The organism is Bradyrhizobium stylosanthis (genome assembly GCF_001641335.1).
Lineage (GTDB): Bacteria > Pseudomonadota > Alphaproteobacteria > Rhizobiales > Xanthobacteraceae > Bradyrhizobium > Bradyrhizobium stylosanthis.
In genome coordinates, this window is record NZ_LVEM01000005.1 from 273,748 (window position 1) to 298,938 (window position 25,191).

Genomic DNA, 25,191 nt, shown 5'->3' on the forward strand with positions numbered 1-25,191 from the left:
GAACCATGGGCCAGACACTGGCGAGGTCAGTGATCGGCGGCCTGCTCTGGCTCGCGGCAGCATCGCTGCTCGCGACCACGGCGTCCGCCCAGACTGCCGGCGAAGGGCTCAGCCCGACGCTGTCGGCGATCAAGAAAGCGCACACCGTGCGGCTCGGCTATCGCGAGAGCTCGCCGCCGTTCTCCTTCCTCGATCAGGCCAATCGTCCGATCGGCTACAGCCTCGAACTGTGCGAGGCCATCGTCGAGGAGATCGGCGTCGAGGTCGACGACCCCAATCTCAAGATCGACTACGTCAAGGTGACCTCGGACGACCGCATCGACGCCGTGCTCCAGAACAAGATCGACCTGGAATGCGGTTCGACCACGGCCAACGCCGAGCGCGGCAAGCGCGTTGCGTTCTCGCCGTTGATGTTCGTCGCCGGCACCAAGCTGATGGTGCCGAAGGCCGCGAGCGTCCAGCAGCTGACCGACCTGAAGGGCAAGGCCATCGTGGTGACGAAAGGCACCACCAACGAGCAGGCGATCCAGGCGGCGGACAAGAAGTACGCGCTCGGCCTCAACATCATCACCTCGCCCGACCACGAGCAGTCGTATCAGATGCTCGTCGACGGCAAGGCCGATGCGTTCGCGACCGACGACATCCTGCTGTTCGGCCTGATCGCGCGCCACAAGGCGCAGGACAAGTTCCGCGTCACCGGCGACTATTTGTCCTACGATCCCTACGGCATCATGTTCAAGAAGGGCGAGCCGCAACTCGCCGCCGTGGTCGAGCGCGCCTTCCGCAAGCTCGGCTCCAACCGCGACCTCGTCCCGCTCTACAACAAATGGTTCATCGCAAGGCTGCCCACGGGCGAACGGCTCAACGTGCCGATCTCGCTGCAGCTCGAGGAAGCCTTCAAGGCGATGGACGATTCGGCCAGCGCGAATAATTGAGTTCGTTGCGCTCGCGCCGCGATCTCGGTGCACCCTCTCCCCTTGCGGGAGAGGGTGGCTCGCCGCATAGCGGCGAGACGGGTGAGGGGTATCTCTCCGCGAGAGAAACTCTCATTGAATTCGCGGAGAGATACCCCTCATCCGGCGCTTCGCGCCACCTTCTCCCACAAGGGGAGAAGGATTGCACCGCGTGCTCGGTACTCAGTGTGTCTCCCCAAACACCCGGTCCAACGCCGCGTCATACGCCGCCTGCACCAGCTCCGGATGCAGCTTGCTCAGCGCTTCCATCATCACGCCGGAGTTGATCTCGAGCACGCGCCAGCCGCCGTCGACGCGGACCACGTCGATGGACGCGAAGACGATGCCGATGGCGTTCGCGGCATCGATCGCGAGCTTGACGCAAGCGGTGCGAACCTCGCCTTCCTCCAGCAGCACCGGCTTTGCGCCGGCATCGAGATTGTGCCGCCAGTCCGCGCCGCGCTGCTTGCTGTAGACGACGAGCGGCGCGCCATCGAGCAGCACCACGCGGACCTCCTCCTCGATCGCGACATAGGGCGAGATCACGAGCCCCGTGCTCATCGCAAAGACCTCGCCAACCGCGTGGTCGAGCTCCGCCTCCGTCGTCACCTTGAACACCGAGCGCCCCGATGTCCCCTCGTTCGGCTTCACCACCACGCCTTGCGGGTGATCATGGAGCAGCCCGAGCATGGCCTCGCGCCAGGAGGCGCCGACGACGTTCGGGCCCAGCCTAGGATTGAGGAAAAGGTGATGCGGAATGGACGGCACGTCCGCCAGCGTCAGCGCCTCGGCAGTTGCCGATTTGTCATTGGCAAGGCGGTGCGCGATGGCGCTGTTGAGGCCGATGTCGTAGCCGAAGGCGAAGCGGCGTGTCTCACCCCGGCGCATCGCGATCAGCCAGCCGCCGGCGCGGACGTCGATCGCGATGTCGTGGCCCGCGCAATAGCGCCTGATCGCCTGGACGAAGGTCCGCTCGCTGCCTGCCATCTGCCTTGGTCGCTCTGGTATCGGTGTCGCTCGTTTCAGTCGTTCTGGCGCCAAAAGCCGCAAAAATGCGGGGAATGGCGCCGAACCGGGATGAAAATCAGAGCTATTCTTAATGAAATTCTCGCGAGCGCGACGGAAATTAAGTGCTGCAATCACGCTCCCAAGGGAAAAGAAATTGCCCACTTGGCGTGCCCGGCAGCAGATTCATTAATGATGTGGCCAGTTCTGCCGCAAATGCCGCTTTGACCCGCATCAATTGCATCCGAAACGAGGTTGATTATTGGTCTCAATGGCGTAGATCACACACGCGAAATCCTCCGCCATGGCAATGGTGACCGCCCCGATTTCAGGGCCGGGCAACGCTTTTGCCCTAAAACCGCAAATATTCGGAATATCGAAAATCATGAGCGCGTTTTACCGAGAGAAGGTTCTTTCCGTCCACCACTGGACCGACACGCTGTTCAGCTTCCGCGCCACGCGCGATACCGGCTTCCGGTTCCAGAACGGCCAGTTCGCCATGATCGGCCTCGAGGTCGACGGCCGTCCGCTGCTGCGCGCCTACAGCATGGCGAGCGCCAATCACGAGGAAGAGCTCGAGTTCTTCTCGATCAAGGTGCAGGACGGCCCGCTCACCTCGCGCCTCCAGAAGATCAAGGAAGGCGACACCATCCTGGTCGGCCGCAAGGCGACCGGCACGCTGATCACCGACAACCTCATCCCCGGCAAGCGGCTGATGCTGCTGTCGACCGGCACCGGCCTTGCGCCCTTCGCCAGCCTGATCAAGGACCCCGAGGTCTACGAGCAGTTCGAGTCCATCGTGCTCGTGCATGGCTGCCGCCAGGTCTCCGAGCTCGCCTATGGCGAGAAGCTCGTCGCGAACCTGCGCGAGGACGAGCTGTTCGGCGAACTGCTCGCCGACAAGCTGATCTACTACCCGACCGTGACCCGCGAGCCCTTCAAGAACCGCGGCCGCATCACCGACCTCATCAACTCCGAGCAGATCTTCAACGACATCGGCCAGGGCCCGCTCAACATCGAGACCGACCGCGTCATGATGTGCGGCAGCCCGGCGATGCTGGAAGAGCTGAAGGTGATGTTCGAGGGCCGCGACTTCATCGAAGGCAGCGGCAACAAGCCCGGCCATTTCGTGATCGAGAAAGCCTTCGTCGAGCGCTGATTGCCGTCTCCCCTCGGTGTCGTCCTGGCGAAAGCCAGGACCCATACCCACCGAGTCCAGCTTGGCGAAGGCTGGTCGTTGTCAGTCTTCGCACAGCTCCCTTCAGGGGTAATGGGTCCTGGCTTTCGCCAGGACGACGGCGGTGGGTAAAGCGCCTTACCCAATTATTTGCCCTTCCCACCCCACCCCTCTGCTGCACTGCAAAAGCCCATCCTCTCGGCGGATTGATCTGCGCCGGCCGATTTCGCTAGCCTGAAACAAGGGCCGCGTCATATCCGTATGATAGGCGCGGGCGTATCTTACCGCCTTATGCCTGCGGGAGGGTGGATCGTGGCCGACAACGAAAATCTGGAATCGCCAAAACGTCTGCCTCTGGCGCAGGAGGGGATCATCGAGACCCTGCTGCTGCCGTTCTCGCCGCGCTTCATCGTGCTGACGATCTGCGCGGTGGTCACGGCCCTGCTGGTCGGCATCGGCATCGCCGACCGCAAGATCTTCGACATCCTGCTGATCCCGATCCTGATCTTCGGCGCCCTGACGCTGCTCGGCGTCCGCGACCTCCTGCAGAAGGGGCACGCGGTGCTGCGCAACTACCCGATCTCGGCGCATATGCGCTTCCTGCTCGAAGAGATCCGCCCCGAGATGCGGCAGTATTTCTTCGAGAGCGAGAAGGACGGCATGCCGTTCTCGCGCGACACCCGTTCGCTGGTCTATCAGCGCGCCAAGATGCAGCTCGACAAGCGTCCGTTCGGTACCCAGGAGGACGTCTATCGCGAGGGCTACGAGTGGATGCATCACTCGGTGTCGCCGAAGTCGCATGCCACGGAGAGATTCCGCATCACCATCGGCGGTCCCGACTGCACGAAGCCCTATTCGGCCTCGGTGTTCAACATTTCCGCGATGAGCTTCGGCGCGCTCAGCCCCAACGCCGTGCGGGCGCTGAACGCCGGCGCAAAGAAGGGCGGCTTCGCACACGACACCGGCGAGGGCGGCTTCAGTCCCTATCATCAGGAGATGGGCGGCGACATCATCTGGGAGATAGGCTCCGGCTATTTCGGCTGCCGCCATCTCGACGGCACCTTCGATCCCGAGGCGTTTGCGCGCGTCGCCGGCCAGGACCAGATCAAGATGGTCGAGCTCAAGATCAGCCAGGGCGCCAAGCCCGGCCATGGCGGCGTGCTGCCGGCGGCGAAGGTCTCGGAGGAGATCTCGAAAATCCGCGGCGTCGCGATGGGCGAGGACTGCATCTCGCCGGCCTCGCACCGCGCTTTCTCCACGCCTGTCGGAATGATGCAGTTCATCGCCGAGATGCGGCGCCTGTCCGGCGGCAAGCCGGCCGGCTTCAAGCTGTGCATCGGCCATCGCTGGGAATTCCTGGCGATCTGCAAGGCGATGCTGGAAACCGGCATCTATCCCGATTTCATCGTCGTCGACGGCAACGAAGGCGGCACCGGCGCCGCGCCGCTGGAGTTCATGGATCATCTGGGCATGCCGATGCGCGAGGGCGTCAATTTCGTCCACAACGCGCTGGTCGGCATCAATGCGCGCGACCGCATCAAGGTCGGGGCGTCCGGCAAGATCGCCACCGCCTTCGACATGGCGCGCGCGATGGCGATCGGCGCCGACTGGTGCAATTCGGCGCGCGGCTTCATGTTCTCGCTCGGCTGCATCCAGTCGCTGAGCTGCCACACCGACCGCTGCCCGACCGGCGTCGCGACGCAGGACCCGACGCGTGCACGCGCGCTCTACGTGCCGCTCAAGATCGACCGCGTGCACAATTATCATCATGCGACGCTGCATTCGCTGACCGAGCTGATCGCCGCGGCCGGCCTCGAGCATCCTCAGCAGCTGCGCCCGATCCATTTCAACCAGCGGACGTCGACGACCCAGGTCAGATCCTTCGCCCAGCTCTATCCGGCGCTGCGCCCGGGCGAGCTGCTCGAAGGCACCGAAGACCCCCGTTTCCGCGACGCCTGGCAGATGGCGCGCGCCGACACGTTCCAGCCGGCGCTGTGAGCGGCCGGCCGCGGTCCGCGGGCCGCGCGCTGGGGGCCGAAAATTTTGCTGCGAGCGGAGGGTGGGTGTAACGTCTTGTTCAACTTTGGGTGTAGATTAGCCCCCATGGACGAACGACGCGACAAGGCCCGACATCGGGTGCTGAAAGCCGGAACGATCGAGTTCGGCGGCGGCGCCATCGATTGCACCGTTCGCAATTTCTCCGACAGCGGCGCCGCGCTCGACGTCACCAGCCCGGTCGGCATCCCCGAGCACTTTACCCTGTTCATTGCTGCCGATGGAAAGCACCTGTCCTGCACCGTGGTCTGGCGTAAGGAAAAGCGGATCGGGGTGAGGTTCGGGTAGGGGCGGGCTCGCGCCACAAATTCCACCGTCGTCCCGGCGTAAGCCGGGACCCATACGCCGAGGGTTGAGTTTGGCGAAGACAGCCAACTCAGATCTCGCGCTACAACGACTTCCTGTGGTTATGGGTCCCGGCCTTCGCCGGGACGACGACTAACGCGGCGGAATGCGCCCCACCATCGCGCCCCCCTCACGCCGCAGCCTGCTCCCCGCGCCGGCTCGCCAGGATCTTGTCGATCCGCCTGCCGTCGAGATCGACCACCTCGATGTGCCAGTCGCCGAGGTCGAAGGCATCGCCGACGTTTGGCAGCACGCTGAACTGCTGCAGCACGAGGCCGGCCACCGTGTTGAAGCGATGCGGCGGCAGCTCGATGCCGAGCAGCTCGCCGAATTCGTCGACCGGCATCCAGCCGGCGACCAGCAGCGATTCATCCGCGCGCTTGACGTAGGCCGGCTCCGGCGGGCCCTCCTCGGAATGGAACGCGCCGACGATCGATTCCAGGATGTCGGCCGCGGTGACCACGCCTTCGAAGGCGCCGTATTCGTCGTAGACGAAGCCGACATGGACCGGAGCGGCCTTCAGGATCGTGAGCACGTCGCGCGCATCCGCCGAGGCCGGAATGCTCGGCGCTTCGCGCACCAGCGCGCGCAGGTCGGGCGCGCGTTCGTTCATATAGGCGACCAGCAGGTCCTTGGCCTGCAGCACGCCGATCGGCTTGTCGCGATCACCGTCGGATGCCGGAAAGCGCGAATGCGGGCTCTTCGCGATGATCGCCTGAATGGCCTCCGGGGCGTCGTTCAGATCGATCTCGTCGACCTCCGTGCGCGGCGTCATGACGGCGCCGACCGGCCGGTCGCCGAGCCGCATCACGCCGGCGATCATCTCCTTCTCGCCGGGCTCGAGCACGCCGGCGCTCTCGGCCTCGCTGACGAGGTGATGGATCTCGTCTTCCGAGACCTTCTCCTCGGCCTTGCCGCCGCGGCCGAGCAGCGTGAGGATCAGCTTGCCGGAGAGGTCGAGCAGGAACACCAGCGGCAGCGATATCTTCGCAAGCAGGTGCATCGCGGGCGCGACGCGGACCGCGATGCTCTCGGGGTCGCGCAGCGCCACCTGCTTCGGCACCAGCTCGCCGACGATCAGCGTCGCGTAGGTGATGAGCGTGACGACGATGCCGACGCCGACGATGTCGGCGATCCCTGAGGACATGCCGAGCTCGACCAGCCATTGCGTCAGCCGCTGCCCGAGCGTTGCGCCGGAGAACGCGCCCGAGAGCACGCCGACCAGCGTGATGCCGATCTGCACCGTCGAGAGGAATTTTCCGGGATCGGCCGCCAGCGTCAGCGCCCGCTCGGCGCCGCGCACGCCCCTGGCGGCGAGCAGCGAAAGGCGCGCCGGGCGAGACGAGACCACGGCCAGCTCCGACATGGATAACAGGCCGTTAATGACAATCAGGACGACGACGATAATGAGTTCGACGGATAACATTTCGCGCAAGGAGAAGGGACACCTGACCCGGCGGACGCCGGACCAAGTCCCTTATATATGAACTCCATAAGCGATTGGCCCGGTTCCGGCCCAAATTGTCGCACCGGAACCGCCGCAGTTGCTCAGAACTCTCCGTGCAGCCGCCCTGAGAACACCGACACAGGGCCGCGATCCGCATTGTAGGCGGGATTGACGATGAGCTGGTAGTCGGCGGTGAAGGTCAGCGCCTTGTTCAGTGCGTAGGCGTAATAGGTTTCCAGCACGCGTTCGTGGCGGTAGTTGAGCTGGCCGTCGCCGATCAGCGGACCGAGACCGCCGGCGGCGATGAAGTCGCGATGGTCCCGCGAGAGGCCGTTGACGGCGCCGGCAATGGCGACGACGTCGTCGGGTCGGCCCCATTTCGCTCCCTTCACCGAGACGCCGCCCGAGAGGCTGCGATCGATGTCGGTGAAGGCCATGATCTCGTTGCGACCGTCGTTCCAGCTCCAGCGGCCGAACACGCCGAGGTCGTCGGTGATGGCCTGTTCGAGGTTGAACGCGTAGCCGTATTTCAGGCGGCCACGGCGGGTCTGGCTGATGTCCACGCCGAAGGCGGGATTGTCCAGCGTCTCGCGGTAGCTGCCCGAGAAGGCGCTGTTGACGAAACCGAGCGTGCGCAGCTTGCCGGGCTGGCCGAACAGCGAATAGCGCAGCTCGAGCTCGCCGACATATTCGCCGCGGCGCCCGACGTTCATGTCGAAATTGTTCGAGTTGGACTGGGCGTCGATCAGGAAGTAGCCGCCGCGGATCGCCCACTGCTTCTGGTTCAATTCGGCCGTGGCGCCGTAGCCGAGGCCGAGCTTGTCCGCGGCGTAGTCGAAGGCGCCGGAGGCCCAGATCGACCAGTTCATGAAGTCCTTGCGCGGATCATGCGCATAGGAGTTGCCGTCGAACACGTCGACGACGGAGAACTTGCCGACCTGCAAGGTCAGGCGCGAGATGTCGGCCTTGCCTGCAAGCTGGAACTGGCCGCTGGCAAGCTCCTCCTGCTCGCCGCCGAAGCCGAAGGTATGGCGCACGAACAGCCGTGAAGCATTGAAGTGCGGGTAGGGGAAGCCGGACTTCTGCGCTTCGCCATTGGGGAAGCCCGCGGCGCCCGTCGTGTTGTTGAAGCCGAAGCCCTGCAGCAGCTCGGGATTGAAGTAGACTTCGCCGCCGTCCCACAGCCGCGCATTCAGATAGAGCGAATTGCTCCAGGTCTGCTGAAAATCAGGCGACGGGAGCAGGCTGTTCGTTCCGGTATAGGGCGCGTGGAAGGCGGGGTAGCCTTGCCCGAGCACCGTCGACTGGCCGTGAATCTCCCAGCGGCTGGACTCGGTGTCGGTGACGTCGGATTTCGGATTGTAGGTCGGCACGCCCGGCCAGTCGATCTTGCGATTGAGGCCGATGCGCAGGCTCTGGAAATCCATCGACGACGAATATTGCGCGCCGGAGGGGAAGGTGACGCTGGCGTTGTCGAACTTGCTGTAGAGATATTCGAGCCGCGCGCTCCAATGCGGCGCGAAGGCGTATTCGACGCCGCCGCCGGCGGTCCAGCCGAACCGCGTGTGCAGCACCTTCTCTTCGATACCGCCCGTGGGCGTCGACAGAAAACGCTCGCCGGCAAAGGCGGCGCCGCCGGTCGCATAAAACAGCCAGTTGCCGCTGGTGTAGCCGAGCCGGGCGCGCAGGCTCGCGACGTAGTCCCAGCGCTCCTCTGTGCCCGACAGTGCGGTCGCTGCCGATGAGACGACGTGATTGGAAGGCAGGTAGTTCGGAAACGAGATGTCGCCCTCGACGCCGAGCAGGAGCCCCGAGTTGAGGCGCCAGTTGTAGCCGGCCTGCACGCCGCCGGTCGCGCCGGTGAATACGTGGTTGTCGGTTGCGACGGTGGGATCGGTCAGTGTCGCCGAGGACGTGCCGTAGGTCACGCCGGCATGCGCGCCGATGTAGAGACCGGTCCAATCATAGACGGCTCTCAAAGCCGGGGCCTTCAGCGGCAGATCGGCCGCGCGGCTCGCGCTGGGCAAAACCATTACGCCCGAGGCAATCGCCGCGGCCGTTCGCAGATATTTGTAACGATGCCCTCTCAACGTCAAAACGCACGCCCCCAAACGCGAATGTGTCCCACTCGCCGCGATATCCCTGCAGATTCGCGGCGGCCCTGTCATCAGGTTCCGGTCGTCCACGACGTCGGCCGAGATGATCTCGATTCGACGCGATTTCTTCCCAGGCTACTGAACTTGCTGCGAACCTTATTGCGATTAATTCGCAATAGCAACTGGTGCGCATTGCCGCAGTTGATGGTTCGCACTGCTGTGTGACGGGGCTGCAACAAATTTTCTGGGTCCAAAAATGGTTGACCCGCCCGGGGGGACAACCGGGCGGGTCGGGGGCACGACACGGGGTGGATGAGGCGCCCGTGTCGGACGCAGGATCCACGAGAGATCGGCCTCAGGTACTCAAATCAGTAGCAGGAGCGAACGCGGCCGACGTACTGGCCGAAGGCGTTGTACTGGGCGACCCAGCCGCAGCGGTGATAGCCGTAGTAATAGGGGTCGTTGCTGGCGGCGATCGCGGAGCCGACGACGGCGGCGGTGGCGATGCCGGCACCCACACCCCAGACCCAGCCGGGCTGCTTGGCTTCGGCCGCGGAGGTGGTGGACACGATGCTGCCGGTGACGGCGAGGGCAGCGAGAGCGACGGCGGCAATCTTGGTCTTGATCGACATGTGAAACTCCATCCGGGTTGAGGCGGTCCGCTGTGGCCCGCGTGCCCAGTTGGACGGAGGCATGGCAAAACCGGTTCGAAGGCGCCTCGAACGCGCCCCGAGTCCTGCTATTTTGCCAGCGAATTCAGAAGGATACGGGCTAGCCGAGGGGGCCTTTGGCGAGCCTGTTCACGTCGAAGTTATCGACCTCGCCCAGCAGCTCGCAAAAGGCGCGGGCGCCCTGGTCGACGAGCTGCTCGCCCTTCTCAGGCACCGCCTGCGTCGCGTTGCCGACGGCGCCGCTGGCGTTGAGATCCTGCGCCTGCCAGGCGAACGGCGCGGGCCGCTGCGTCGAAAGCCAGCGATATTGCTGCTCCATCGCGATGCTGCTCGCGGGAAAATCCGCGATCGCATCTGTCCGCACCTGATCGGGATAGCGCGCCAGCATGATCGAGGTCTCGACCGCGCCGCCGTGGATGCCGTGGCGCACTTCTTCAGGCGAGAACAGCTTGTCCGCGCCTGACAGCCGCGACCATGACGTCGTCACCACGAACATCTTGTGATGCGCGCGCAGATCCTGCGCGACCAGCATCATCGCCGCGCTGTTGCCGCCATGGCTGGTGATGATGACGAGCTTCCTCACGCCGCGTCGCGCGACCTCCGCGCCAATTCCGGTCCATCGCTTCAGCGCGGTCTCGGTCGGCAGCGTCTGCGTGCCCGGATAATCGATATGCTCGGTGGAAATGCCGATGGGCTCGACGGGGAGGAAGCTGGCCGGAACGGATGCCGGCAACAGCGCGCGCACGCGGGCGAGATAGGCGTCGGCGATCAGCACGTCGGTTTCGAGCGGCAGATGCGGGCCATGCTGCTCGGTCGCCGCCAGCGGCAGCACCGCGATCCAGCGCGACACATCCGCCGGGGCAGCATCGGCCCAGTTGATGTCGATCCAGTCGCGGGACGGCGTCATTGAATTGTCCTTGGAGGTTTCTTTGCCCGAATTTGTCACGTAATTTGGGGTAGGAGGGGACGCGGGCCTGGCCGGCTCGCGTCCCCGAACTTCATGCGGTTCTATCGCGTTGCCCTCACTTGAGCCAGACGCGATTGGGCCAGCCACGACGGAGTGCCATCATGACCCCCTCTCATCTGCGGCGAGCGCTGACGGCAGGCCTGCTGGCCGCTGTGGTCTCTCTTGCACCGGTTCACGCCGAGACGCTCGACAAGGTCACCTTCGGCACCAACTGGGTCGCGGAGGCCGAGCATGGCGGCTTCTTCCAGGCGGTCGCGGACGGCACCTACAAGAAATACGGCCTCGACGTCACCATCGTCCCCGGCGGTCCCAACGAGAACAACCGGATGCTGCTGATCGCCGGCAAGATCGATTTCTTCATGGCCGCGAACACGCTGATGTCGTTCGACGCGGTCGCCAACAACGTGCCCGTCGTCACCATCGCCGCGGTGTTCCAGAAAGATCCGCAGGTGATGCTGACGCAGCCCGACGCCAAGGTCGCCAAGATCGAGGACCTCAAGCCGCTGACGCTGTTCGTCTCCAAGGAAGGCATGACCAGCTATTTCCAGTGGCTGAAGTCCGAATACGGCTTCAACGAGAAGAACGTCCGTCCCTACAATTTCAACCCGCAGCCCTTCATCGCCAATCCCAAGAGCGCAATGCAGGGCTATGTCACCTCCGAGCCTTTCGCGGTCGAGAAGGCCGCAGGCTTCAAGCCGAACGTGCTGCTGCTCGCCGATTACGGCTTCAACACCTACTCGACGCTGATCGAGACCCGCCGCGACGTCGCCGAGAAGAAGCCCGACCTCGTGCAGCGCTTCGTCGATGCCTCCATGATCGGCTGGTACAATTACATCTACGGCGACAATTCCGCCGGCAATGCCATGATCAAGAAGCTCAATCCTGAAATGACCGACGATCTGCTCGCCTATTCCGTCGCCAAGATGAAGGAATACGGCATCGTCGATTCCGGCGACAGCTTGAAGAACGGCATCGGTGCGATGAGCGACGAGCGCTACGCTTCCTTCTTCAACAAGATGGTGAAGGCCGGCGTCGTGAAGGCCGATCTCGACTTCCGCAAGTCCTACACGCTGCGCTTCGTCAACAAGGGCGTCGGCGTCGAGCGGCGCCCGAACAAGCCGTAGCGCACGGTCGATGTCCGCTGCCCAAACCTCCTCGACCGTCGAAGCCGGCTTGACGCATCTCGCCGTCAGCCTGCGCGGCGTGACCAAGGCGTACGACAACGGCGTCATGGCGCTCGGCCCGCTCGATCTTGCCGTGCGCAAGGGCGAGTTCATCTCGCTGCTCGGTCCATCCGGCTGCGGCAAGTCGACCGCGCTGCGGCTGATCGCGGAGCTCACGGCGCCGTCTTCCGGGATCGTGCGGCTCGCACGTCACGAAGGTCCCGCGCAGCCCGGCCATGGTATCGGCTTCGTGTTCCAGGAGCCGACCCTGATGCCGTGGACCAGCGTGCGCGATAATGTGCGGCTGCCGCTGAAGCTTGGCGGCGTCCCCAAGGCGGAAGCGCGCGCGCGCGCCGATCAGGCGCTCGCCAGCGTCGGGCTCGCCGATTTCGCCGATGCCCATCCGCGCGAGCTCTCCGGCGGCATGAAGATGCGGGTGTCGCTGGCGCGCGCGCTCGTCACCGATCCCGATATCCTCCTGATGGACGAGCCGTTCGCAGCCCTCGACGAGATCACGCGCTTTCGTCTCAACAACGATCTGCTCGCGCTGTGGCGCAGCCTCGGCAAGACCGTCATCTTCGTCACCCATTCGGTGTTTGAATCCGTCTATCTGTCGCAGCGCGTCGTGGTCATGACGGCGCGGCCCGGCCGCATTCAGGCCGATATCCGCATCGAGACGGTCGAGCCGCGCGGTGAGGAGTTTCGCACCTCGGCGGCCTATTCCGATTATTGCCGGCGCGTGTCGGCCGCGCTGGCGCCGTCCTATTCGGGGCAGTCGACGCTATGAGCGCGCAAGCTGCCGTCACCGCAAAGCCATCCGGCGCCCAACGGGCGATGCGCTTCGTGCTGCCGATCATCGTGTTCGCGGCCGGTCTTCTCGCCTGGGAACTCATGGTCCGCATCAAGGACATCCCGCCTTACGTTCTGCCGGCGCCCTCGATCATCGTCCTGACGCTGATCAGGGATTGGGCGGTGCTGTCACAATCGCTCGCGACCACGCTTCTGACGACGCTCGAAGGTTTCGTGGCCGCCAGCATCGGCGGCATCGCGCTGGCGTTGCTGTTCAACCAGTCGAAATGGGTCGAATATTCGCTGTTCCCCTATGCAATCGTGCTTCAGGTGACGCCCGTGATTGCGATTGCACCGCTGCTGCTGATCTATCTGGAGCAGCAGACAGCGGTCGTGGTCTGCGCCTTCATCGTCGCCTTCTTCCCGGTGCTGTCCAACACCACGCTGGGGCTCAATTCGGTCGATCGAAACCTCGCCGGCCTGTTCCAGCTCTATGGCGCCTCACCGCCGCAAACCCTGCGGTTTTTGAAGCTGCCTGCGGCGCTGCCCTACATCCTCGGCGGCCTGCGCATTGCCGGCGGCCTGTCGCTGATCGGCGCGGTCGTGGCCGAGATCGCGGCCGGCACGGCCGGGGCGGGCTCCGGTCTGGCCTACAGGATCGCCGAGTCGGGCTACCGCTTGAACATACCCCGCATGTTCGCCGCGCTGCTTTTGTTGTCGCTCGCCGGGATTGTCATCTATGGGGTGCTGGCGCTAGTTTCCCACCTCGTTTTACGGCGCTGGCACGAAAGCGCGCTTGGAAAGGAAAGCTGATGTCTACCGGTTCGATTTCGTCCGACAAGATCGATCTTTTGATTTATGGACCGGTGCGGCCGATCCTCGAGAACGGGTTTTCCGACCATTTCGTCGTGCACAAGGCCGAGACGCGCGGTGACCTCGAACGGCTGACCCCGGCGATCCGCGAGAAGATCCGCGGCGTGGCCGTGACCTATCACACGGTCCGCGCGGACAAGGATTCGCTGTCGCAATTGCCCAAGATCGAGATGGTGGCGAGCTTCGGCGTCGGCTACGACCATATCGACGCGAAATACGCGGCCGAGCACAACATCATCGTCACCAACACGCCCGACGTGCTGACCGAGGAGGTCGCCGACGTCGCGATGGGCCTCCTGATCTCGACCCTGCGCGAGTTCATCAAGGCCGACCGTTACGTCCGCTCCGGCCTCTGGCAGACCCAGAACTATCCGCTCAGCGTCGGCTCGCTGCGCGACCGCAAGGTCGGCATCGTCGGCATGGGCCGCATCGGCCAGGCTATCGCGCGCCGCCTCGACGCCTCGCTGGTGCCGGTGGTCTACCACTCGCGCAACCCGTCCAAGGACGTCTCCTACAAGCACTACCCCGATCTGATCGAGATGGCGAAGGCGGTGGATACGCTGATGGTGATCGTGCCCGGCGGCGCCTCGACCAACAAGATGATCAACGCCGACGTGTTCAAGGCGCTCGGCCCGCGCGGCGTGCTGGTCAACGTCGCGCGCGGCTCGGTGGTGGACGAGGAGGCCCTGGTGCAGGCGCTCAAGTCCGGCACCATCCTCGCCGCCGGCCTCGACGTGTTCGCGGCCGAGCCGAACGTGCCCGACGAGCTCAAGTCCATGCAGAACGTCGTGCTGCTGCCGCATATAGGCTCGGCCTCGGTGGTGACGCGCAACGCGATGGACCAGCTCGTGGTCGACAATCTCAAGTCATGGTTCGCCGGCAAGGCGCCGCTGACGCCGGTCGCGGAAACGCCGTTCAAGGGGCGCTGATGAGAGCTCTTCAGGCCGTCGCATTCGCCGTCGTGGCCTCCTTGGCCGCGATCGGCGTCGCGCATGCGCAGGATGCGGCGAGCCTGAAGAAAACGATGCCCGGGCAGTGGGAGCTTTCCACCACCGAGCGCAGCAAGACCTGCGTCGTCACGCTCAAGGCCGACGCCGCGGGCCAGGGCTACAAGCTCGAGCTCGAGCCGGCCTGCAAGACCGCGCTGCCTTTCACCAAGGACATCGTCGCCTGGAGCGTGAAGGGCCTCGACATCGTCCGCCTGCAGGACGCGACCGGTGAAGCCGTGATCGACTTCACCGAGGTCGAGGCCGGCATCTTCGAGGGGCTGCGCCAGGGCGAGGGCGTCTACATCCTGCAGGACCTCGCTGCCGCCCGCTCGATGGCCAAGTCGATGGACCAGATGATCGGCGACTGGTCGATGGTGCGCGGCAACGGCCAGCCGGTGTGCGGGCTGACGCTCACCAACACGGAAACGGGCCAGGACAATTTCCAGGTCTTCCTCAAGCCGAAATGCGATCCGGCGATTGCGCAGTTCAACCCGACGCAATGGCGGCTCGAACGCGGCCAGATCATCCTGATGTCGAAATCAGGCGATGTCTGGCAGTTCGAGGCCGACGACAACGCGCAGTGGCGCCGCGTTCCCGACACCGCCGATCCCCTGATCATGCTGCGCCAGTAGGGGCGAGACGCCGCTTCATCCTGAGGGCCCGCCGCAGGCGGGCGCCTCGAGCGATGGCCGCGACTACGTCGTCACCTTCGGCGCCGGCGCGGTGCCCTGCGCCCATTTCTCCAGCTTGCCGAGCACGCCCCAGGCGGTGAGCGCGAGCGAGATCGGCATCGCGAACTGGCCGAGGCCCGGCACCGCCGAGACGATCGTGCCGAGCAGGCCGGCGATGCCGCCCGCATTGGGGCTTGCCGTCACCGACGACAGCAGCGCGGTGGCGAGCGTACCGCCGATGCCGAGCGCGGTCTTCCTGCCGTCGAGCAGCTTGCCGATGGTCTCGCCGAGCGCACCGTTGACCTGCCCGAGCATGGGCTTGCCGTTCTTGTTGAGCAGCGTGCTGAGCAGGTCGACGACCTGCTTCAACTGATCGACCGGGGCGGCGCCCGCCGGGGTGACGGGTCCCGGCACCGGCGTGGTCTTGTTGACGAGGGAGAACAGCCGCTCGAACAGGCTGATCGGATCGTTGGGAACCGGCAGCGTGTTGCCCGGCGTCGTCGGCACCGGAAGCGTTCCGCCTGCCGGCGGCCGCAGCACCTGCGCGAGGTCTTCCAGCCGTTTCAGGACCTGGGACAGGTCGCCGTTCTGCATGGCCCCTCCCGATTGCGCCGCGCGCGTGATGGCCGCGATCGTGGCGCCGTCGAGCAGGCCGGTGTCCCTGAGGCCGTTCTGCTGCTGAAACTGCGAGACCGCGGTTCTGGTCTTCGGACCGCTGATGCCGTCCTCGGCAAGCTGTGGATTGGCGCCGAGCCTGTTGAGCGCCTGCTGCATCAGGACGATCGTCGAGGCCGCATCGTCCTCCGGCTCGACGCGGCCCGCGAATTGCGGGTTGCCGTCGAGCGTGATCGAGGAATCCAGGTCCAGCATCGCATGCAGGATCACGGCCGTGCCGAGCTGGGAATCGACGTGGCCCGAGTCGAACACGTGATCGCGGACGAACTTGCCGGCCCTTGCCTCGGGCGGGCCGTACAGGTTCGAGCCGCCATAGAGATAGGGCGAGTTCACGCCCTTGGCGTGGTAGCCGAAGCCGTTGAACGCCTCGAGCCGGAACAGCATGCGCGCGATGCTCCAGTCCTGCGCGCCGATGAAATTCTCGATCCTGAACGCGTCCACAGCGCCGTCCACGAACGTGGCAAACGGGCCGCGTCCCTTCGGCACGAGCGTAGTCGTGCGATGAAGCGTCTCGCCGTTGCCGAGATAGGTGTCGAAATCGAAATTGGATTCGCGGTAATGGCAGAGCGCCGTGAAATACCAGGGAACGCCGGTCAGCCGCTCGATCTGCTGATAGGTCGCCTTGCCGTTGATCGCCTTGCGTGCGACCCCGCTCGCATCGGCGTGGCGTCCTGGCCGGATCTCGAGATTGGCCCAATTGCGCTCGTATTCGTTTTTCAAGCTCTCGAAGGACACCATGTCTCGCTCCCGCAATTAATGAATTATTGAATCTCCGTGCAGTCAGGATGAACCTGGCGCCGTGATCGGCGCGTGAGCCCAGCGTGATTGCCGCAAATCTGGCAGGTTGCCGGCGTTGTGCATGTGAACTGGGTTACAGCATCCGCGCGAAAATCAGCCGAAGGTGGCGGGATCGCCGCGAGGGAACCGGCGGCGTCGTTCGCCCGTTAGCTATGGCACAGGATCCTGCAAGGAGGCCTGCATGGCCAAGCGCGTCCTCGCGATCGGCATCGAACCCGGCGTTGCGGATTACAGCGCATTCCCGCAGCTCACGCCGGAGCTCGTGCGCGGCTACATCGAGGCGCAGCTGTTGCGGCTGCGCGATCGCGGCTTCGAGGTGACGAGCTGCCTGATCGATCTCGATGCGGCGGCCGAAGCCGCCGTCACCGCCGCGCTGCGCGAGGAATGCTTCGACTGCATCGTGATCGGCGCCGGCCTGCGCGAGCCGAAGGAGCGCTTGGTGCTGTTCGAGAAGGTGCTCAATCTCGTCCACCGCCTCGCGCCGGACGCCGCGATCTGCTTCAACACCACGCCGGCCGACACCGCCGAAGCCGTGCAGCGCTGGATCGAGCCCTGATGCCCGGTGTGCGCTCGCCCCGAGACCGGTGAGCATCGATTTCACCGATGCAACCACCCGTTGACGTCGCCAACGTTATCGCCAATCATGGTCGCGGGGTCGTCGCTGTCAGGGAATCCTCATGTCCAGATTTGTGCTGCTGCTCGCCTGCGCAATGATGCTCGCGGGCTGCGACGCCTTCAGCACGGTGACGGAGGGGTTCACGCAGTCGAAGGCCGTGGCGGCCGATCTCGAGCAATCGACCGGCGTCAAGCCGCAGGTCGGCTTCAACTGGCACAATGGCCGACTGGTGTCGGTCACGGTCCAGTTTCCGCGGCCCTATGAAGACAAGCCCCTGAACGAGCTCGCAGGGTTGGTCCGCGAGGCCGTCACCAGCGAATTCAAGCAGACGCCGGAGCACATCGTCGTCGCCTTCGTGCTCGTCAAGTGAGGCTGCCGCGACCGCAATCCTGATAGATCGCGTCGCTTCGCCTATTGTCCGTCCACGGAGAAGGCGAGCAGCACGTTGCCGGGCGTGGTCCCGTAATTCGTGTAGCCCGAGTTGACGTAGAGGATGCCTCCGGCGATCACCGGTCCCGGTCCATCGAGCGAGCCGCCATGCGCCGACACACCGTTGACGGTCGCATAGTCCCTGATGGTGTCGACGTCCCAGATGATTTCGCCGCTCTTGGCGGCATAAGCCCTGAGATGTCCGTCCAGCCCGCCGGAGAACACCACACCAGGCGTCGCCGTGACTGCAGCCGACTGCGCAGGGCTGCATCCCGGTCGATCTCCACAGCCCGGATGCGCGGTGTGCCAGACGATCTCGCCCGTCGCCTGGTTCAGCGCGTACAGCCCGCCGCCCTGACCTGGATCGAGCTTCATGGGGACCCCGAAGACCGATTTCTGCGCGCCGGCGGTGGACGGTGGCACGGTCTTCAGTCCGACATCCGACACCGCGACATAGACGTTCGCATCGTCCGCAGCCGAGCCCCATTGCACGCCGCCGAGCGTGCTGCCGAGTCCCACCCGGCGCTGCCAGATGATCGCACCATCGCGGTCCGGATCGAGCGCGTACACGATGCCGGATTTCTGGCCGGCAACGAGTGCACGGCGTCCGTCGGGTAGATCGACCAGGATCGGAGAGGAGCCGAAATCGAAATCGGGTCCCTTGGTGCCGGGGCAGTTGGCGCGATACTGGCCGCTGCATGCGATGTTGTAGGCATCGCCCTCGGTCATCTGTCGCGACCAGGCGAGCCGTCCCGTGCCCAGATCGAAGGCCACAAACGCGTCGGAGGTCGTGGAAGCCGGGTCCAGATAGCTGTCGCCCGTCGTCGCATAGATCCGGTTTGTCTTGAGGTCGACGGTCGGCGACGACCAGATCGCGCCCCCGGAAGGTCCGAATAGTTGGACGCCGATCTCGTTGAGGCGGATCGGCTGGGCCGGCGGGCTGACATAGCCGCGCCACAGCACCTCGCCGGTCCTGGCGTCAAGCGCGGCAATCAGTCCGCGGAACGTGCAGCAGGGATAGCGCGGATCGATCGCCAACACCTCCTCGACGGAGGAGACCGGCACGTAAAGCACATTGTTGGCCAATGTCGGTGCGCCCGTGATCACGGCTCCCGCATGCGTATCGACACGTCTCCTCCACAGCAGCTTCCCGCTCTCGGCATCGAGCGCATAGGCTTCGCCGCGCTGATCGCCGAAATAGGCGGTCGCGCCGCGCTCGTCCTCGCCGATGGTGATCGCGGTGCGTACGCCGAAGCCGGCGTCGAACACCCAGCGCTGGCAGCCAAGCCTGGCATCCAGCGCATAGACCTTGCCGCCCGCACTGCCCACGAAGATCCGGCCGCCCCAAACCGTCGGCTGCGCGTAGGCTCTGGTATCGCCGGGGAAGCCGAACGCCCATTTGAGCTTCAGGCGCGGAACATCGTCGGGCGAAAGCTTGGCCATGCCGGCGGGTTGAAACCGGTGCTGGGCGATGTCGACGCCCCAGCCGTTCCAGCGCGGCAAAGAAGCGTCCGCAAGCGCGGGGCCGCGTTCACCACAGGTGGAATCCGGCAGCGGCTGCTGCTGCTCCGGCGTTGTTCGGACGAGATACCGAACGATAGCCTGAATGTCTTCCTGGCTCAGGTCGCGCCCCTGCTGGCTCATCATGCCGAACATCAGAGTAAGCCCTATCCGCTCAGGCCTGAATTGCCGCAGCGCGCTGGTGTCAGGCGCGCGTGCCACGCCACCCTCGTGGCAGGATGCGCAGTGCGTGCGGTAGAGCGCCTCGCCACGCGCGTTCAGCGCCTCCTCCGCGTGATACGGACGCACGCCCATGAGCAATATGCCAACGCCAAGCAGGAGGCGTGCGGAGAGACCAAATCCGAAGCGGTGCCCGGCCGTACTCGTCATTCTCGCCACCCTCGCACAAATGAAGCGTGTTTCGGCAACAGAAGATCAGCGCGCGGTCGTCAACGCGTACCACGAATACACAACCAAAGCGAGCGCGAGGGATCCGGGTGACCGCTAGCTGACAGGTGGGCGGCCGACGGCCCGGCCTTCGTTCAATTCGACAATGGTGTCCGGAGCCGCAAGGTGCGCGAATTGATCTGGCTCGAATCCGCGCGAGGCGTTAAAACTCGCGTCTCCAAAAGGTGAGGGTGGCCATGCCTAGAAGTCTTCGCATTGGAAGTTTTTCGATCGCGGCCTGTCTGGCCGTTGCCATGACGATGCCGGTCCATGAAGCATCCGCCCAGGATGCCATCGGTGGCGCGATCATCGGCGGAGTCGGCGGGGCGATCCTCGGCGGCGCGCTCGGCGGAGGCCGTGGCGCTGCCATCGGCGCCGTCGTCGGTGCCGGCACGGGCGCCGCGATCGCCTCGGAAGGCGAGCGGCGCCGCTCCGGCTACTACGCCTATCAGCGCGGCTGCTACATGCAGCGCCCCGACGGCTATTACGTCCGGGTCGATTCCCGCTATTGCTATTGATCGATCGGCCGCCGGCGATCATTGGATCGGCGGCGGCCTGCGGATTGGACTGGGACGGGTGAGTGTCGGCCGGCGAGCCGCCATCCCGGGATGGTGGATCGCATGAGCTTTCGGTCTCGCATGTGCGGGTGGCTGATCGCCCTGTTTGTCGCGGGCGATCTCGCCGGGACCGGGGTCGCCCGGGCACAGCAAATTCCCACCGACGAGCCCGCGTTCACCGCTTTCGTGGCGGCGCGCATCCGTGCTGCGGTTCGTGACACCCCGGTCGATATCAAGGGGCCGCTGACGCTGTCGATCGGCCCCCTGCAAGCCAACCTCGACCGCGTCTATGCCTTCTGCAAGGCCAATGCGAGCGCCTGCAGCAAGGAGATCGGCACCTATGTCAGCGGCGTCGTGGCGACCACGGGCAATCGCAACGATCCCCCGAGCCGGGCAAACCTCCGCGTGGTGGTGCGCTCGGCCGACTATATGCGGCAGGCGCTCCGGGAGGTTGATGCGCGCGGCCCGGCCTTGATGCGGCCGCTCGCGGAGGGGCTGGTGCTCGTCCCGGTGCTCGACTCGCCGCAGACGGTCAAGGTGTTCAACGACAAGGACCGTGCCGCGCTCGGCCTGACGCCGGACCAGGTCTTCGACATCGCCATTGCCAATGTACGCAGCAATCTGAAGCCGCTGATGTCCGCTGCGAAGCCGGCCGTGCCAGGGCAGTTCGGCACGTTGCAGGGCGACTACTACGCGACCAGCCGGCTTGCGCTGGTCGACAGCTGGGCTCCGCTGGCGCAGGCCCAAGGCGGCGTGCTGATCGTGGCGGTGCCGTCCCCCGATCTCGTGATTTATTCAGGCCAGGACAGCAGCACCGCCATCGATGCGCTGCGGACGCTTGCGAAGAACATGATGGCGCGCACGCCGAAGCCACTGTCAGCCACGCTGCTGCGCTGGACACCGAAGGGCTGGCAGATCGTCCGGTAGGAAGCCCGCCACGGGGCGCTCCTGCCGACGACGAAGTGGGGTGCACGACATGCACCCCACCGATCCGCTCATCCGCGGAACGAAGTCAGCCTAGTTTCTTTTCTTGAAGACCTGCATCCTGCTCGAAAAATTGGCGAAGCCGACCACGCGTCCGTCGGCAATACCGGTCGCATCCGTGACTGCGCCGGCGGTCGAGGTCAGCTTCTTCAGCGTCTGGCCCGTATTCGTGCCGGTCGCATTGTAGGGAATGTCGTCGCCTTCCTCGGCAACGATCACATTGCCTCCCGAAAACGCGCAACTCGTTCGCGCCAATCCGATGAAGGCGCCGACAGCCGTATCCGTCGCAGGCTGAACGCCATAAAACAGATTGCAGACCGCCTGCTGGGCTGTAACGGCATGACCGTTGTAAGTCGCCCACACATGCCCCTTGTAGCAACCAAGCGCACCATCTCCATGCGTATGCTCGACCGCCATGCGCTTGCAGGCAAGGTCGATCGCCCTGAACAAGAGGGGCGTAGAGCCGGCTGTCCCTCCGATCGTGAATGTTGCGCCCGAACCGGAGCCGCTGGTCGACGCCTGTGTCGCGGTCGTCGGCAGGGTCGAATAAAGGCCGGTCCCCCAGATCGTGACCGATGCGACCGCGGTCCCCGTAACGGTCGCGACGCGCAGGATTGCGGCATTTGCATTGCCGACCAGGGTGCCGCCGGCCAGCACGATGAGGTCGCCAACCGCATAATTCGAACCGCCCGATGCGACCGTGACGGCGGAATAGATCCCTTGACCGCCGACGGCGTTGCAACTCGCGATGATGGCTTCGATATCTCCCGTGAGAACGCTCTCGCCATACATCGACCCCTGGACATCGATGAGAGGACGCGTGCAGCCGGTCGCGTCCAGCTTGGTGACGTTCTCGAACCGGCAACCATTCATGTTGCCGATCAGGATATGGCACCTGTCGTAATTGGGCAGGCGGAGCGCGTCATTCCAGCCCGGCAGCGTCAGATTGCGGAAGACGCATCTGTCCAGCGTGGTGGCGTTGGTGTTGCCGTTGGCCCGCTGGTTGTCGTCCCAGATAAAGGCATTTCCCAGGGCTTCGACGAACAACGCATCGAACGCGATGCCCGCGAGGAATGTTCCGGCGGGCGTCACCGGGTGGGACGCGGGCGTCGCCTCCTTGAAGAAGCAGAACGGTGACGTGCCCATGAACATGCGGCCTGATATCTGCCAGGTGCCCATGGCGCCGCCATAGGCGAAGCCGACGCATGCCATTCGGCAATTGCCGATCGAACATTTGCCGTCGGTCGCAAGGTCTCCGTACAGGTACGGCGAGTTCTGGTTGATGTACCAGCCGTAGTAACAACGGTCGACCTGCACATGCCTGAATGCCGTGTGATCGCCGACGATGTCGATGCCGGCATAGAATCCCGAAACTCGAACATTGGTCAGCATGCGGTGTGCTGCCCAGCAGATTCCGCTCACATTGCACCCGACGGCGCCGATCGTGGTGGTGCCGATGGCCGGTCCGACGAGGCAGAGATCGCGAAACCAGGCCGCGCTGGTTGCGCCATTGTTCGCCCAGTAGCGCGAGTCCGTCTGTTGATTGATCGGATCGCCGGCTTGCTGCCCGCACATGACGGCATAGGCCGTCCCCGGCGATGAGCCCATGTCGACGGTCCATTGAAGTTGAGTGATGATGTCGCCGTCACCCATCCAATGGACCTGCGCATTGTTTGGTCCCGGAGCCGCCGTGGCATTGTCGATGCGAAGAGGAAACTTGAGCGAGTTCGGCGCCGTGGCCGTCGACGCTGACATGATGTAGGTGCCGGCCGGTGAATAGATAATGCCGCCGCCGGCGGTCGTCGCCGTATCGATGGCCAATTGATGAGCGTGCCATTCGATGGACTCCGTGAGAGCTGTTGCCCGCGGATACACGGCCTGGGCCGCGGCAAGACTGGGAAAAAACCCACTTAGCGGATGCGCCAGTCCATCGCCGACCGCTCCAAAATCTTTCACATTGAATACACGTTCACCAAAACGCAGAGGTATGCCGCCTGACATTGATTGCTTTCCAAGATTTACAGAATGAGCCTTACGTGCTCTCGACAATTGCATCGGAGTCATGAAGCGATCCCGACGCAATATGCACGGTCAGGATGCAACATCATTCCGGTGGAATTACGACCCCGTCGCGTCGAAGCAGTGCTGCGTATTGAAAGACGTTTGATCGATGGCTGTTCACATCTGCGATACGGTCGCGCGCGTGATGCAGGAGATTGCACAGATCTGCGCCGATCCCATCGATCGTCTTGCGAGCGGAATGAACAGATCGCGCGTTAGGCAGTTTGTGCGGCCGGTTACGAGATGTTGATCTCGTCGTGCGCCTCTAGATCAATCGCATTCCGCGCAGGCTCGCATGCCCGTTCTTGCCCACGATGATGTGATCGTGCACGGCGATGCCGAGCGGCTTGGCGATGTCGATGATCGCCTTGGTCATCTGTATGTCGGCCTGCGACGGCGAGGGATCGCCCGACGGGTGGTTGTGCACCAGGATCAGCGCGGTCGCCGACAATTCCAGCGCGCGCTTGATCACCTCGCGCGGATAGACCGGGGTGTGGTCGACGGTGCCGGTCTGCTGCACCTCGTCGGCGATCAGCTGGTTGCGCTTGTCGAGGAAGAGCAGGCGGAACTGCTCCTTGTCGGCGAATGCCATGCTGGAGCGGCAATAGTCGATCACCTCGTTCCAGGACGACAGCGCATTGCGGCTGTTGACCTCGCCCTTCGTCACGCGGCTTGCCGCGGCGGCGATCAGCTTGAGCTGGTGGATCGTGGAGTCCCCGATGCCGTCGATCTCGCGCAGGCGTGCCACCGGCGCATGAACGACCTCGGCGAACGAGCCGAAGATCTTGATCAGCGTCTTCGCCAGCGGCTTGGTGTCGCGCCGCGGCAGCGCCGCAAACAGCGCCATCTCCAGCAGCTCGTAGTCGCTGAGCGCATCCGCGCCGGCGCTGTAGAAGCGTTCGCGCAGCCGCTCGCGATGGCCGTGATAGTGCGGCGTGTCCTCGGGCTTGTTCTTGTCGTGGTCCGGCTTGGCGGGCATCGGCCGCCAGCATCGCCGGGGCCTTCCGTATTTGCAACCGTCAATTGCGCCGCTCAGCGGTCGCGCTTCAACCCCGGCACCAGCGCGGCGAGCCGGTCCTTGATTGGCCGGCCGAACATGCCCGCGGGCGGCGGCCCAGGCGGCGGCCCGCCGCGCATTCCCGGCGGTGGCGGGCCGGCGCGTCCGACGGTTGTCTCCGCGCGGCGGTCGACGCCGAGCGTCAGGCTCGCAACGTAGCGGTCGCGCTCCTCCTTCACCGCGCAGAAGGCGCGATGCTCGGGGTCGGAGCGTTCGATGACGTGGTCGTTGGCGTTGATCACCATGCGCTGCCGTGCACGGTCACCGTAATCGGGCACATTGGTGTAGATGAATTCGTTCAGCGCGTCGGGCAAGAAGGTCTGTCCGGTCAGCACAGTCCGGTCGTCGAGAAACACCTTGAAGTGGATGTGTGTGGTGCGCCCGTCATACCAGCCGGGATAGATGGTGTTGAACGTGACCCATCCGGCCTCATCGGCAACTTGGGTGCCGCGCAGGAATGTCTTGCCGGTCTCGTCGACATTGTGCGCGTCGCTCTGGCCGGGAAAGGCCGAATACAGCCCCTTCGCATCGCAATGCCAGATGTCGACCCGCGCACCCCTGATGGCGGTGCACGGCCCGGCCTCGATGACGCGCAGGCGCAATGTCAGCGGCACACCCGGCCTGTCTTCGGCAATATCGGAACGAACCAGCTTGGGATCGGCGTAGAACGGCCCTTCCTCCGCATGCGGCGTCAGGATGCAGGCGGGCTCATCGCCCGGCGCAGCGGGGGCGGCATCTGCCCGGCTCTGCAACAGTCCGGCGGCAGTGGCCGATACAAACCCCAGGAATCCGCGCCGCGTCGAATTGTTCACCGCTCACTCCAGCCTGTTCGATCGGAGATCGTCATCGGCAAGCAGGATGGCAAG

The 25,191-nt window shown here is 64.6% G+C and carries 24 protein-coding genes; 13 read left to right on the plus strand and 11 right to left on the minus strand.

Annotated elements, in window-relative coordinates:
* Positions 1-5: 5 nt before the first annotated feature.
* Positions 6-935, plus strand: coding sequence for an amino acid ABC transporter substrate-binding protein (locus A7X65_RS32565; RefSeq protein WP_063693034.1), 930 nt, complete (start codon positions 6-8; stop codon positions 933-935).
* A gap of 201 nt (positions 936-1,136) precedes the next feature.
* Here A7X65_RS32565 and A7X65_RS32570 read toward each other — a convergent pair whose 3' ends face one another.
* Positions 1,137-1,940 carry an ATP-grasp domain-containing protein gene (locus A7X65_RS32570; protein ID WP_063693036.1) on the minus strand — a complete coding sequence of 268 codons (804 nt, stop codon included), beginning with the start codon at positions 1,938-1,940 and terminating at the stop codon, positions 1,137-1,139.
* A gap of 252 nt (positions 1,941-2,192) precedes the next feature.
* Positions 2,193-2,345, minus strand: coding sequence for a hypothetical protein (locus A7X65_RS42210; RefSeq protein WP_156528319.1), 153 nt, complete (start codon positions 2,343-2,345; stop codon positions 2,193-2,195).
* On the opposite strand from A7X65_RS42210, the gene A7X65_RS32575 reads away from it, so the two are divergent.
* The 3 genes from A7X65_RS32575 to A7X65_RS32585 all read left to right on the plus strand — a co-directional run bounded on the left by A7X65_RS32575 (position 2,344) and on the right by A7X65_RS32585 (position 5,478).
* Positions 2,344-3,117 carry a ferredoxin--NADP reductase gene (locus tag A7X65_RS32575; RefSeq protein WP_063693042.1) on the plus strand — a complete coding sequence of 258 codons (774 nt, stop codon included), beginning with the start codon at positions 2,344-2,346 and terminating at the stop codon, positions 3,115-3,117. The two genes, A7X65_RS42210 and A7X65_RS32575, sit on opposite strands and share 2 nt — an antisense overlap.
* A gap of 309 nt (positions 3,118-3,426) precedes the next feature.
* Positions 3,427-5,133, plus strand: a complete 1,707-nt coding sequence (locus tag A7X65_RS32580; protein WP_245324012.1) for an FMN-binding glutamate synthase family protein — start codon at positions 3,427-3,429, stop codon at positions 5,131-5,133.
* 105 nt (positions 5,134-5,238) lie between these two features.
* Entirely contained in the window at positions 5,239-5,478 is a 240-nt protein-coding gene (locus A7X65_RS32585) for a PilZ domain-containing protein (RefSeq protein ID WP_063693044.1), read from the plus strand.
* A 187-nt stretch (positions 5,479-5,665) separates the two neighbouring features.
* Here the strand turns inward: A7X65_RS32585 and A7X65_RS32590 are convergent, their stop codons facing one another.
* From A7X65_RS32590 to A7X65_RS32605, 4 genes are all read right to left on the minus strand, one after another.
* The gene (locus A7X65_RS32590) at positions 5,666-6,961 is read right to left on the minus strand and encodes a hemolysin family protein (RefSeq protein WP_063693842.1); all 1,296 of its coding nucleotides are present in this window, start codon (positions 6,959-6,961) and stop codon (positions 5,666-5,668) included.
* 122 nt (positions 6,962-7,083) lie between these two features.
* On the minus strand, positions 7,084-9,015 hold the full coding sequence (locus A7X65_RS32595) for a carbohydrate porin (protein WP_063693046.1): 1,932 nt from the start codon (positions 9,013-9,015) through the stop codon (positions 7,084-7,086).
* A gap of 431 nt (positions 9,016-9,446) precedes the next feature.
* Complete coding sequence (locus A7X65_RS32600; RefSeq protein WP_063693843.1) at positions 9,447-9,710, minus strand: hypothetical protein; 264 nt, start codon at positions 9,708-9,710, stop codon at positions 9,447-9,449.
* 139 nt (positions 9,711-9,849) lie between these two features.
* Complete coding sequence (locus tag A7X65_RS32605; protein ID WP_063693048.1) at positions 9,850-10,656, minus strand: creatininase family protein; 807 nt, start codon at positions 10,654-10,656, stop codon at positions 9,850-9,852.
* Between the two features lie 161 nt (positions 10,657-10,817).
* Between A7X65_RS32605 and A7X65_RS32610 the strand changes: the two genes are divergently transcribed.
* From A7X65_RS32610 to A7X65_RS32630, 5 genes are read left to right on the plus strand one after another with little or no spacing between them, the layout of a single operon-like run.
* The gene (locus A7X65_RS32610) at positions 10,818-11,840 is read left to right on the plus strand and encodes an ABC transporter substrate-binding protein (RefSeq protein ID WP_063693054.1); all 1,023 of its coding nucleotides are present in this window, start codon (positions 10,818-10,820) and stop codon (positions 11,838-11,840) included.
* A gap of 10 nt (positions 11,841-11,850) precedes the next feature.
* Entirely contained in the window at positions 11,851-12,666 is an 816-nt protein-coding gene (locus A7X65_RS32615) for an ABC transporter ATP-binding protein (RefSeq protein ID WP_063693055.1), read from the plus strand.
* On the plus strand, positions 12,663-13,481 hold the full coding sequence (locus A7X65_RS32620) for an ABC transporter permease (protein WP_063693056.1): 819 nt from the start codon (positions 12,663-12,665) through the stop codon (positions 13,479-13,481). Before A7X65_RS32615 ends, A7X65_RS32620 begins: the two co-directional genes overlap by 4 nt.
* A complete protein-coding gene (locus A7X65_RS32625) occupies positions 13,481-14,470 on the plus strand; it encodes a 2-hydroxyacid dehydrogenase (protein ID WP_063693059.1) in 990 nt (329 codons plus the stop codon). The genes A7X65_RS32620 and A7X65_RS32625 overlap by 1 nt, the downstream gene beginning before the upstream one ends.
* A complete protein-coding gene (locus A7X65_RS32630; protein ID WP_063693061.1) occupies positions 14,470-15,162 on the plus strand; it encodes an AprI/Inh family metalloprotease inhibitor in 693 nt (230 codons plus the stop codon). Before A7X65_RS32625 ends, A7X65_RS32630 begins: the two co-directional genes overlap by 1 nt.
* Before the next feature lie 63 nt (positions 15,163-15,225).
* Here the strand turns inward: A7X65_RS32630 and A7X65_RS32635 are convergent, their stop codons facing one another.
* Positions 15,226-16,614, minus strand: a complete 1,389-nt coding sequence (locus tag A7X65_RS32635; RefSeq protein ID WP_063693064.1) for a peptidoglycan-binding protein — start codon at positions 16,612-16,614, stop codon at positions 15,226-15,228.
* Positions 16,615-16,855: 241 nt separating this feature from the next.
* Here A7X65_RS32635 and A7X65_RS32640 point away from each other — a divergent pair, with 241 nt between their 5' ends.
* Positions 16,856-17,230 carry a hypothetical protein gene (locus A7X65_RS32640; protein ID WP_063693067.1) on the plus strand — a complete coding sequence of 125 codons (375 nt, stop codon included), beginning with the start codon at positions 16,856-16,858 and terminating at the stop codon, positions 17,228-17,230.
* Positions 17,231-17,351: 121 nt separating this feature from the next.
* Complete coding sequence (locus A7X65_RS32645) at positions 17,352-17,660, plus strand: hypothetical protein (protein WP_063693069.1); 309 nt, start codon at positions 17,352-17,354, stop codon at positions 17,658-17,660.
* 41 nt (positions 17,661-17,701) lie between these two features.
* On the opposite strand, the gene A7X65_RS32650 is transcribed toward A7X65_RS32645, so the two are convergent.
* Positions 17,702-19,609, minus strand: coding sequence for an outer membrane protein assembly factor BamB family protein (locus tag A7X65_RS32650; RefSeq protein WP_156528322.1), 1,908 nt, complete (start codon positions 19,607-19,609; stop codon positions 17,702-17,704).
* Positions 19,610-19,863: 254 nt separating this feature from the next.
* Between A7X65_RS32650 and A7X65_RS32655 the strand changes: the two genes are divergently transcribed.
* Together A7X65_RS32655 and A7X65_RS32660 are read left to right on the plus strand one after the other, a co-directional pair.
* Positions 19,864-20,184 (plus strand): YMGG-like glycine zipper-containing protein, encoded by a 321-nt coding sequence (locus A7X65_RS32655; protein ID WP_063693073.1) that lies wholly within the window; start codon positions 19,864-19,866, stop codon positions 20,182-20,184.
* Between the two features lie 102 nt (positions 20,185-20,286).
* Entirely contained in the window at positions 20,287-21,150 is an 864-nt protein-coding gene (locus tag A7X65_RS32660; protein WP_245324014.1) for a DUF1444 domain-containing protein, read from the plus strand.
* Between the two features lie 90 nt (positions 21,151-21,240).
* Here the strand turns inward: A7X65_RS32660 and A7X65_RS32665 are convergent, their stop codons facing one another.
* The 3 genes from A7X65_RS32665 to A7X65_RS32675 form a co-directional block, all read right to left on the minus strand.
* Complete coding sequence (locus A7X65_RS32665) at positions 21,241-23,271, minus strand: hypothetical protein (RefSeq protein WP_167358317.1); 2,031 nt, start codon at positions 23,269-23,271, stop codon at positions 21,241-21,243.
* A 262-nt stretch (positions 23,272-23,533) separates the two neighbouring features.
* The gene (gene radC / locus A7X65_RS32670; protein WP_063693078.1) at positions 23,534-24,247 is read right to left on the minus strand and encodes a RadC family protein; all 714 of its coding nucleotides are present in this window, start codon (positions 24,245-24,247) and stop codon (positions 23,534-23,536) included.
* Between the two features lie 53 nt (positions 24,248-24,300).
* The gene (locus tag A7X65_RS32675) at positions 24,301-25,137 is read right to left on the minus strand and encodes an intradiol ring-cleavage dioxygenase (RefSeq protein WP_063693080.1); all 837 of its coding nucleotides are present in this window, start codon (positions 25,135-25,137) and stop codon (positions 24,301-24,303) included.
* Positions 25,138-25,191: the final 54 nt, after the last annotated feature.

Excerpts from the sequence above, each read along its gene's own strand:
- A7X65_RS32565 (WP_063693034.1), top strand. The coding sequence starts at position 6 with ATGGGCCAGACACTGGCGAGGTCAGTGATCGGCGGCCTGCTCTGGCTC.
- A7X65_RS32570 (WP_063693036.1), bottom strand. The coding sequence starts at position 1,940 with ATGGCAGGCAGCGAGCGGACCTTCGTCCAGGCGATCAGGCGCTATTGC.
- A7X65_RS32575 (WP_063693042.1), top strand. The coding sequence starts at position 2,344 with ATGAGCGCGTTTTACCGAGAGAAGGTTCTTTCCGTCCACCACTGGACC.
- A7X65_RS42210 (WP_156528319.1), bottom strand. The coding sequence starts at position 2,345 with ATGATTTTCGATATTCCGAATATTTGCGGTTTTAGGGCAAAAGCGTTG.
- A7X65_RS32580 (WP_245324012.1), top strand. The coding sequence starts at position 3,427 with ATGCCTGCGGGAGGGTGGATCGTGGCCGACAACGAAAATCTGGAATCG.
- A7X65_RS32585 (WP_063693044.1), top strand. The coding sequence starts at position 5,239 with ATGGACGAACGACGCGACAAGGCCCGACATCGGGTGCTGAAAGCCGGA.
- A7X65_RS32590 (WP_063693842.1), bottom strand. The coding sequence starts at position 6,961 with ATGTTATCCGTCGAACTCATTATCGTCGTCGTCCTGATTGTCATTAAC.
- A7X65_RS32595 (WP_063693046.1), bottom strand. The coding sequence starts at position 9,015 with ATGGTTTTGCCCAGCGCGAGCCGCGCGGCCGATCTGCCGCTGAAGGCC.
- A7X65_RS32600 (WP_063693843.1), bottom strand. The coding sequence starts at position 9,710 with ATGTCGATCAAGACCAAGATTGCCGCCGTCGCTCTCGCTGCCCTCGCC.
- A7X65_RS32605 (WP_063693048.1), bottom strand. The coding sequence starts at position 10,656 with ATGACGCCGTCCCGCGACTGGATCGACATCAACTGGGCCGATGCTGCC.
- A7X65_RS32610 (WP_063693054.1), top strand. The coding sequence starts at position 10,818 with ATGACCCCCTCTCATCTGCGGCGAGCGCTGACGGCAGGCCTGCTGGCC.
- A7X65_RS32615 (WP_063693055.1), top strand. The coding sequence starts at position 11,851 with ATGTCCGCTGCCCAAACCTCCTCGACCGTCGAAGCCGGCTTGACGCAT.
- A7X65_RS32620 (WP_063693056.1), top strand. The coding sequence starts at position 12,663 with ATGAGCGCGCAAGCTGCCGTCACCGCAAAGCCATCCGGCGCCCAACGG.
- A7X65_RS32625 (WP_063693059.1), top strand. The coding sequence starts at position 13,481 with ATGTCTACCGGTTCGATTTCGTCCGACAAGATCGATCTTTTGATTTAT.
- A7X65_RS32630 (WP_063693061.1), top strand. The coding sequence starts at position 14,470 with ATGAGAGCTCTTCAGGCCGTCGCATTCGCCGTCGTGGCCTCCTTGGCC.
- A7X65_RS32635 (WP_063693064.1), bottom strand. The coding sequence starts at position 16,614 with ATGGTGTCCTTCGAGAGCTTGAAAAACGAATACGAGCGCAATTGGGCC.
- A7X65_RS32640 (WP_063693067.1), top strand. The coding sequence starts at position 16,856 with ATGGCCAAGCGCGTCCTCGCGATCGGCATCGAACCCGGCGTTGCGGAT.
- A7X65_RS32645 (WP_063693069.1), top strand. The coding sequence starts at position 17,352 with ATGTCCAGATTTGTGCTGCTGCTCGCCTGCGCAATGATGCTCGCGGGC.
- A7X65_RS32650 (WP_156528322.1), bottom strand. The coding sequence starts at position 19,609 with ATGACGAGTACGGCCGGGCACCGCTTCGGATTTGGTCTCTCCGCACGC.
- A7X65_RS32655 (WP_063693073.1), top strand. The coding sequence starts at position 19,864 with ATGCCTAGAAGTCTTCGCATTGGAAGTTTTTCGATCGCGGCCTGTCTG.
- A7X65_RS32660 (WP_245324014.1), top strand. The coding sequence starts at position 20,287 with ATGAGCTTTCGGTCTCGCATGTGCGGGTGGCTGATCGCCCTGTTTGTC.
- A7X65_RS32665 (WP_167358317.1), bottom strand. The coding sequence starts at position 23,271 with ATGACTCCGATGCAATTGTCGAGAGCACGTAAGGCTCATTCTGTAAAT.
- radC (WP_063693078.1), bottom strand. The coding sequence starts at position 24,247 with ATGCCCGCCAAGCCGGACCACGACAAGAACAAGCCCGAGGACACGCCG.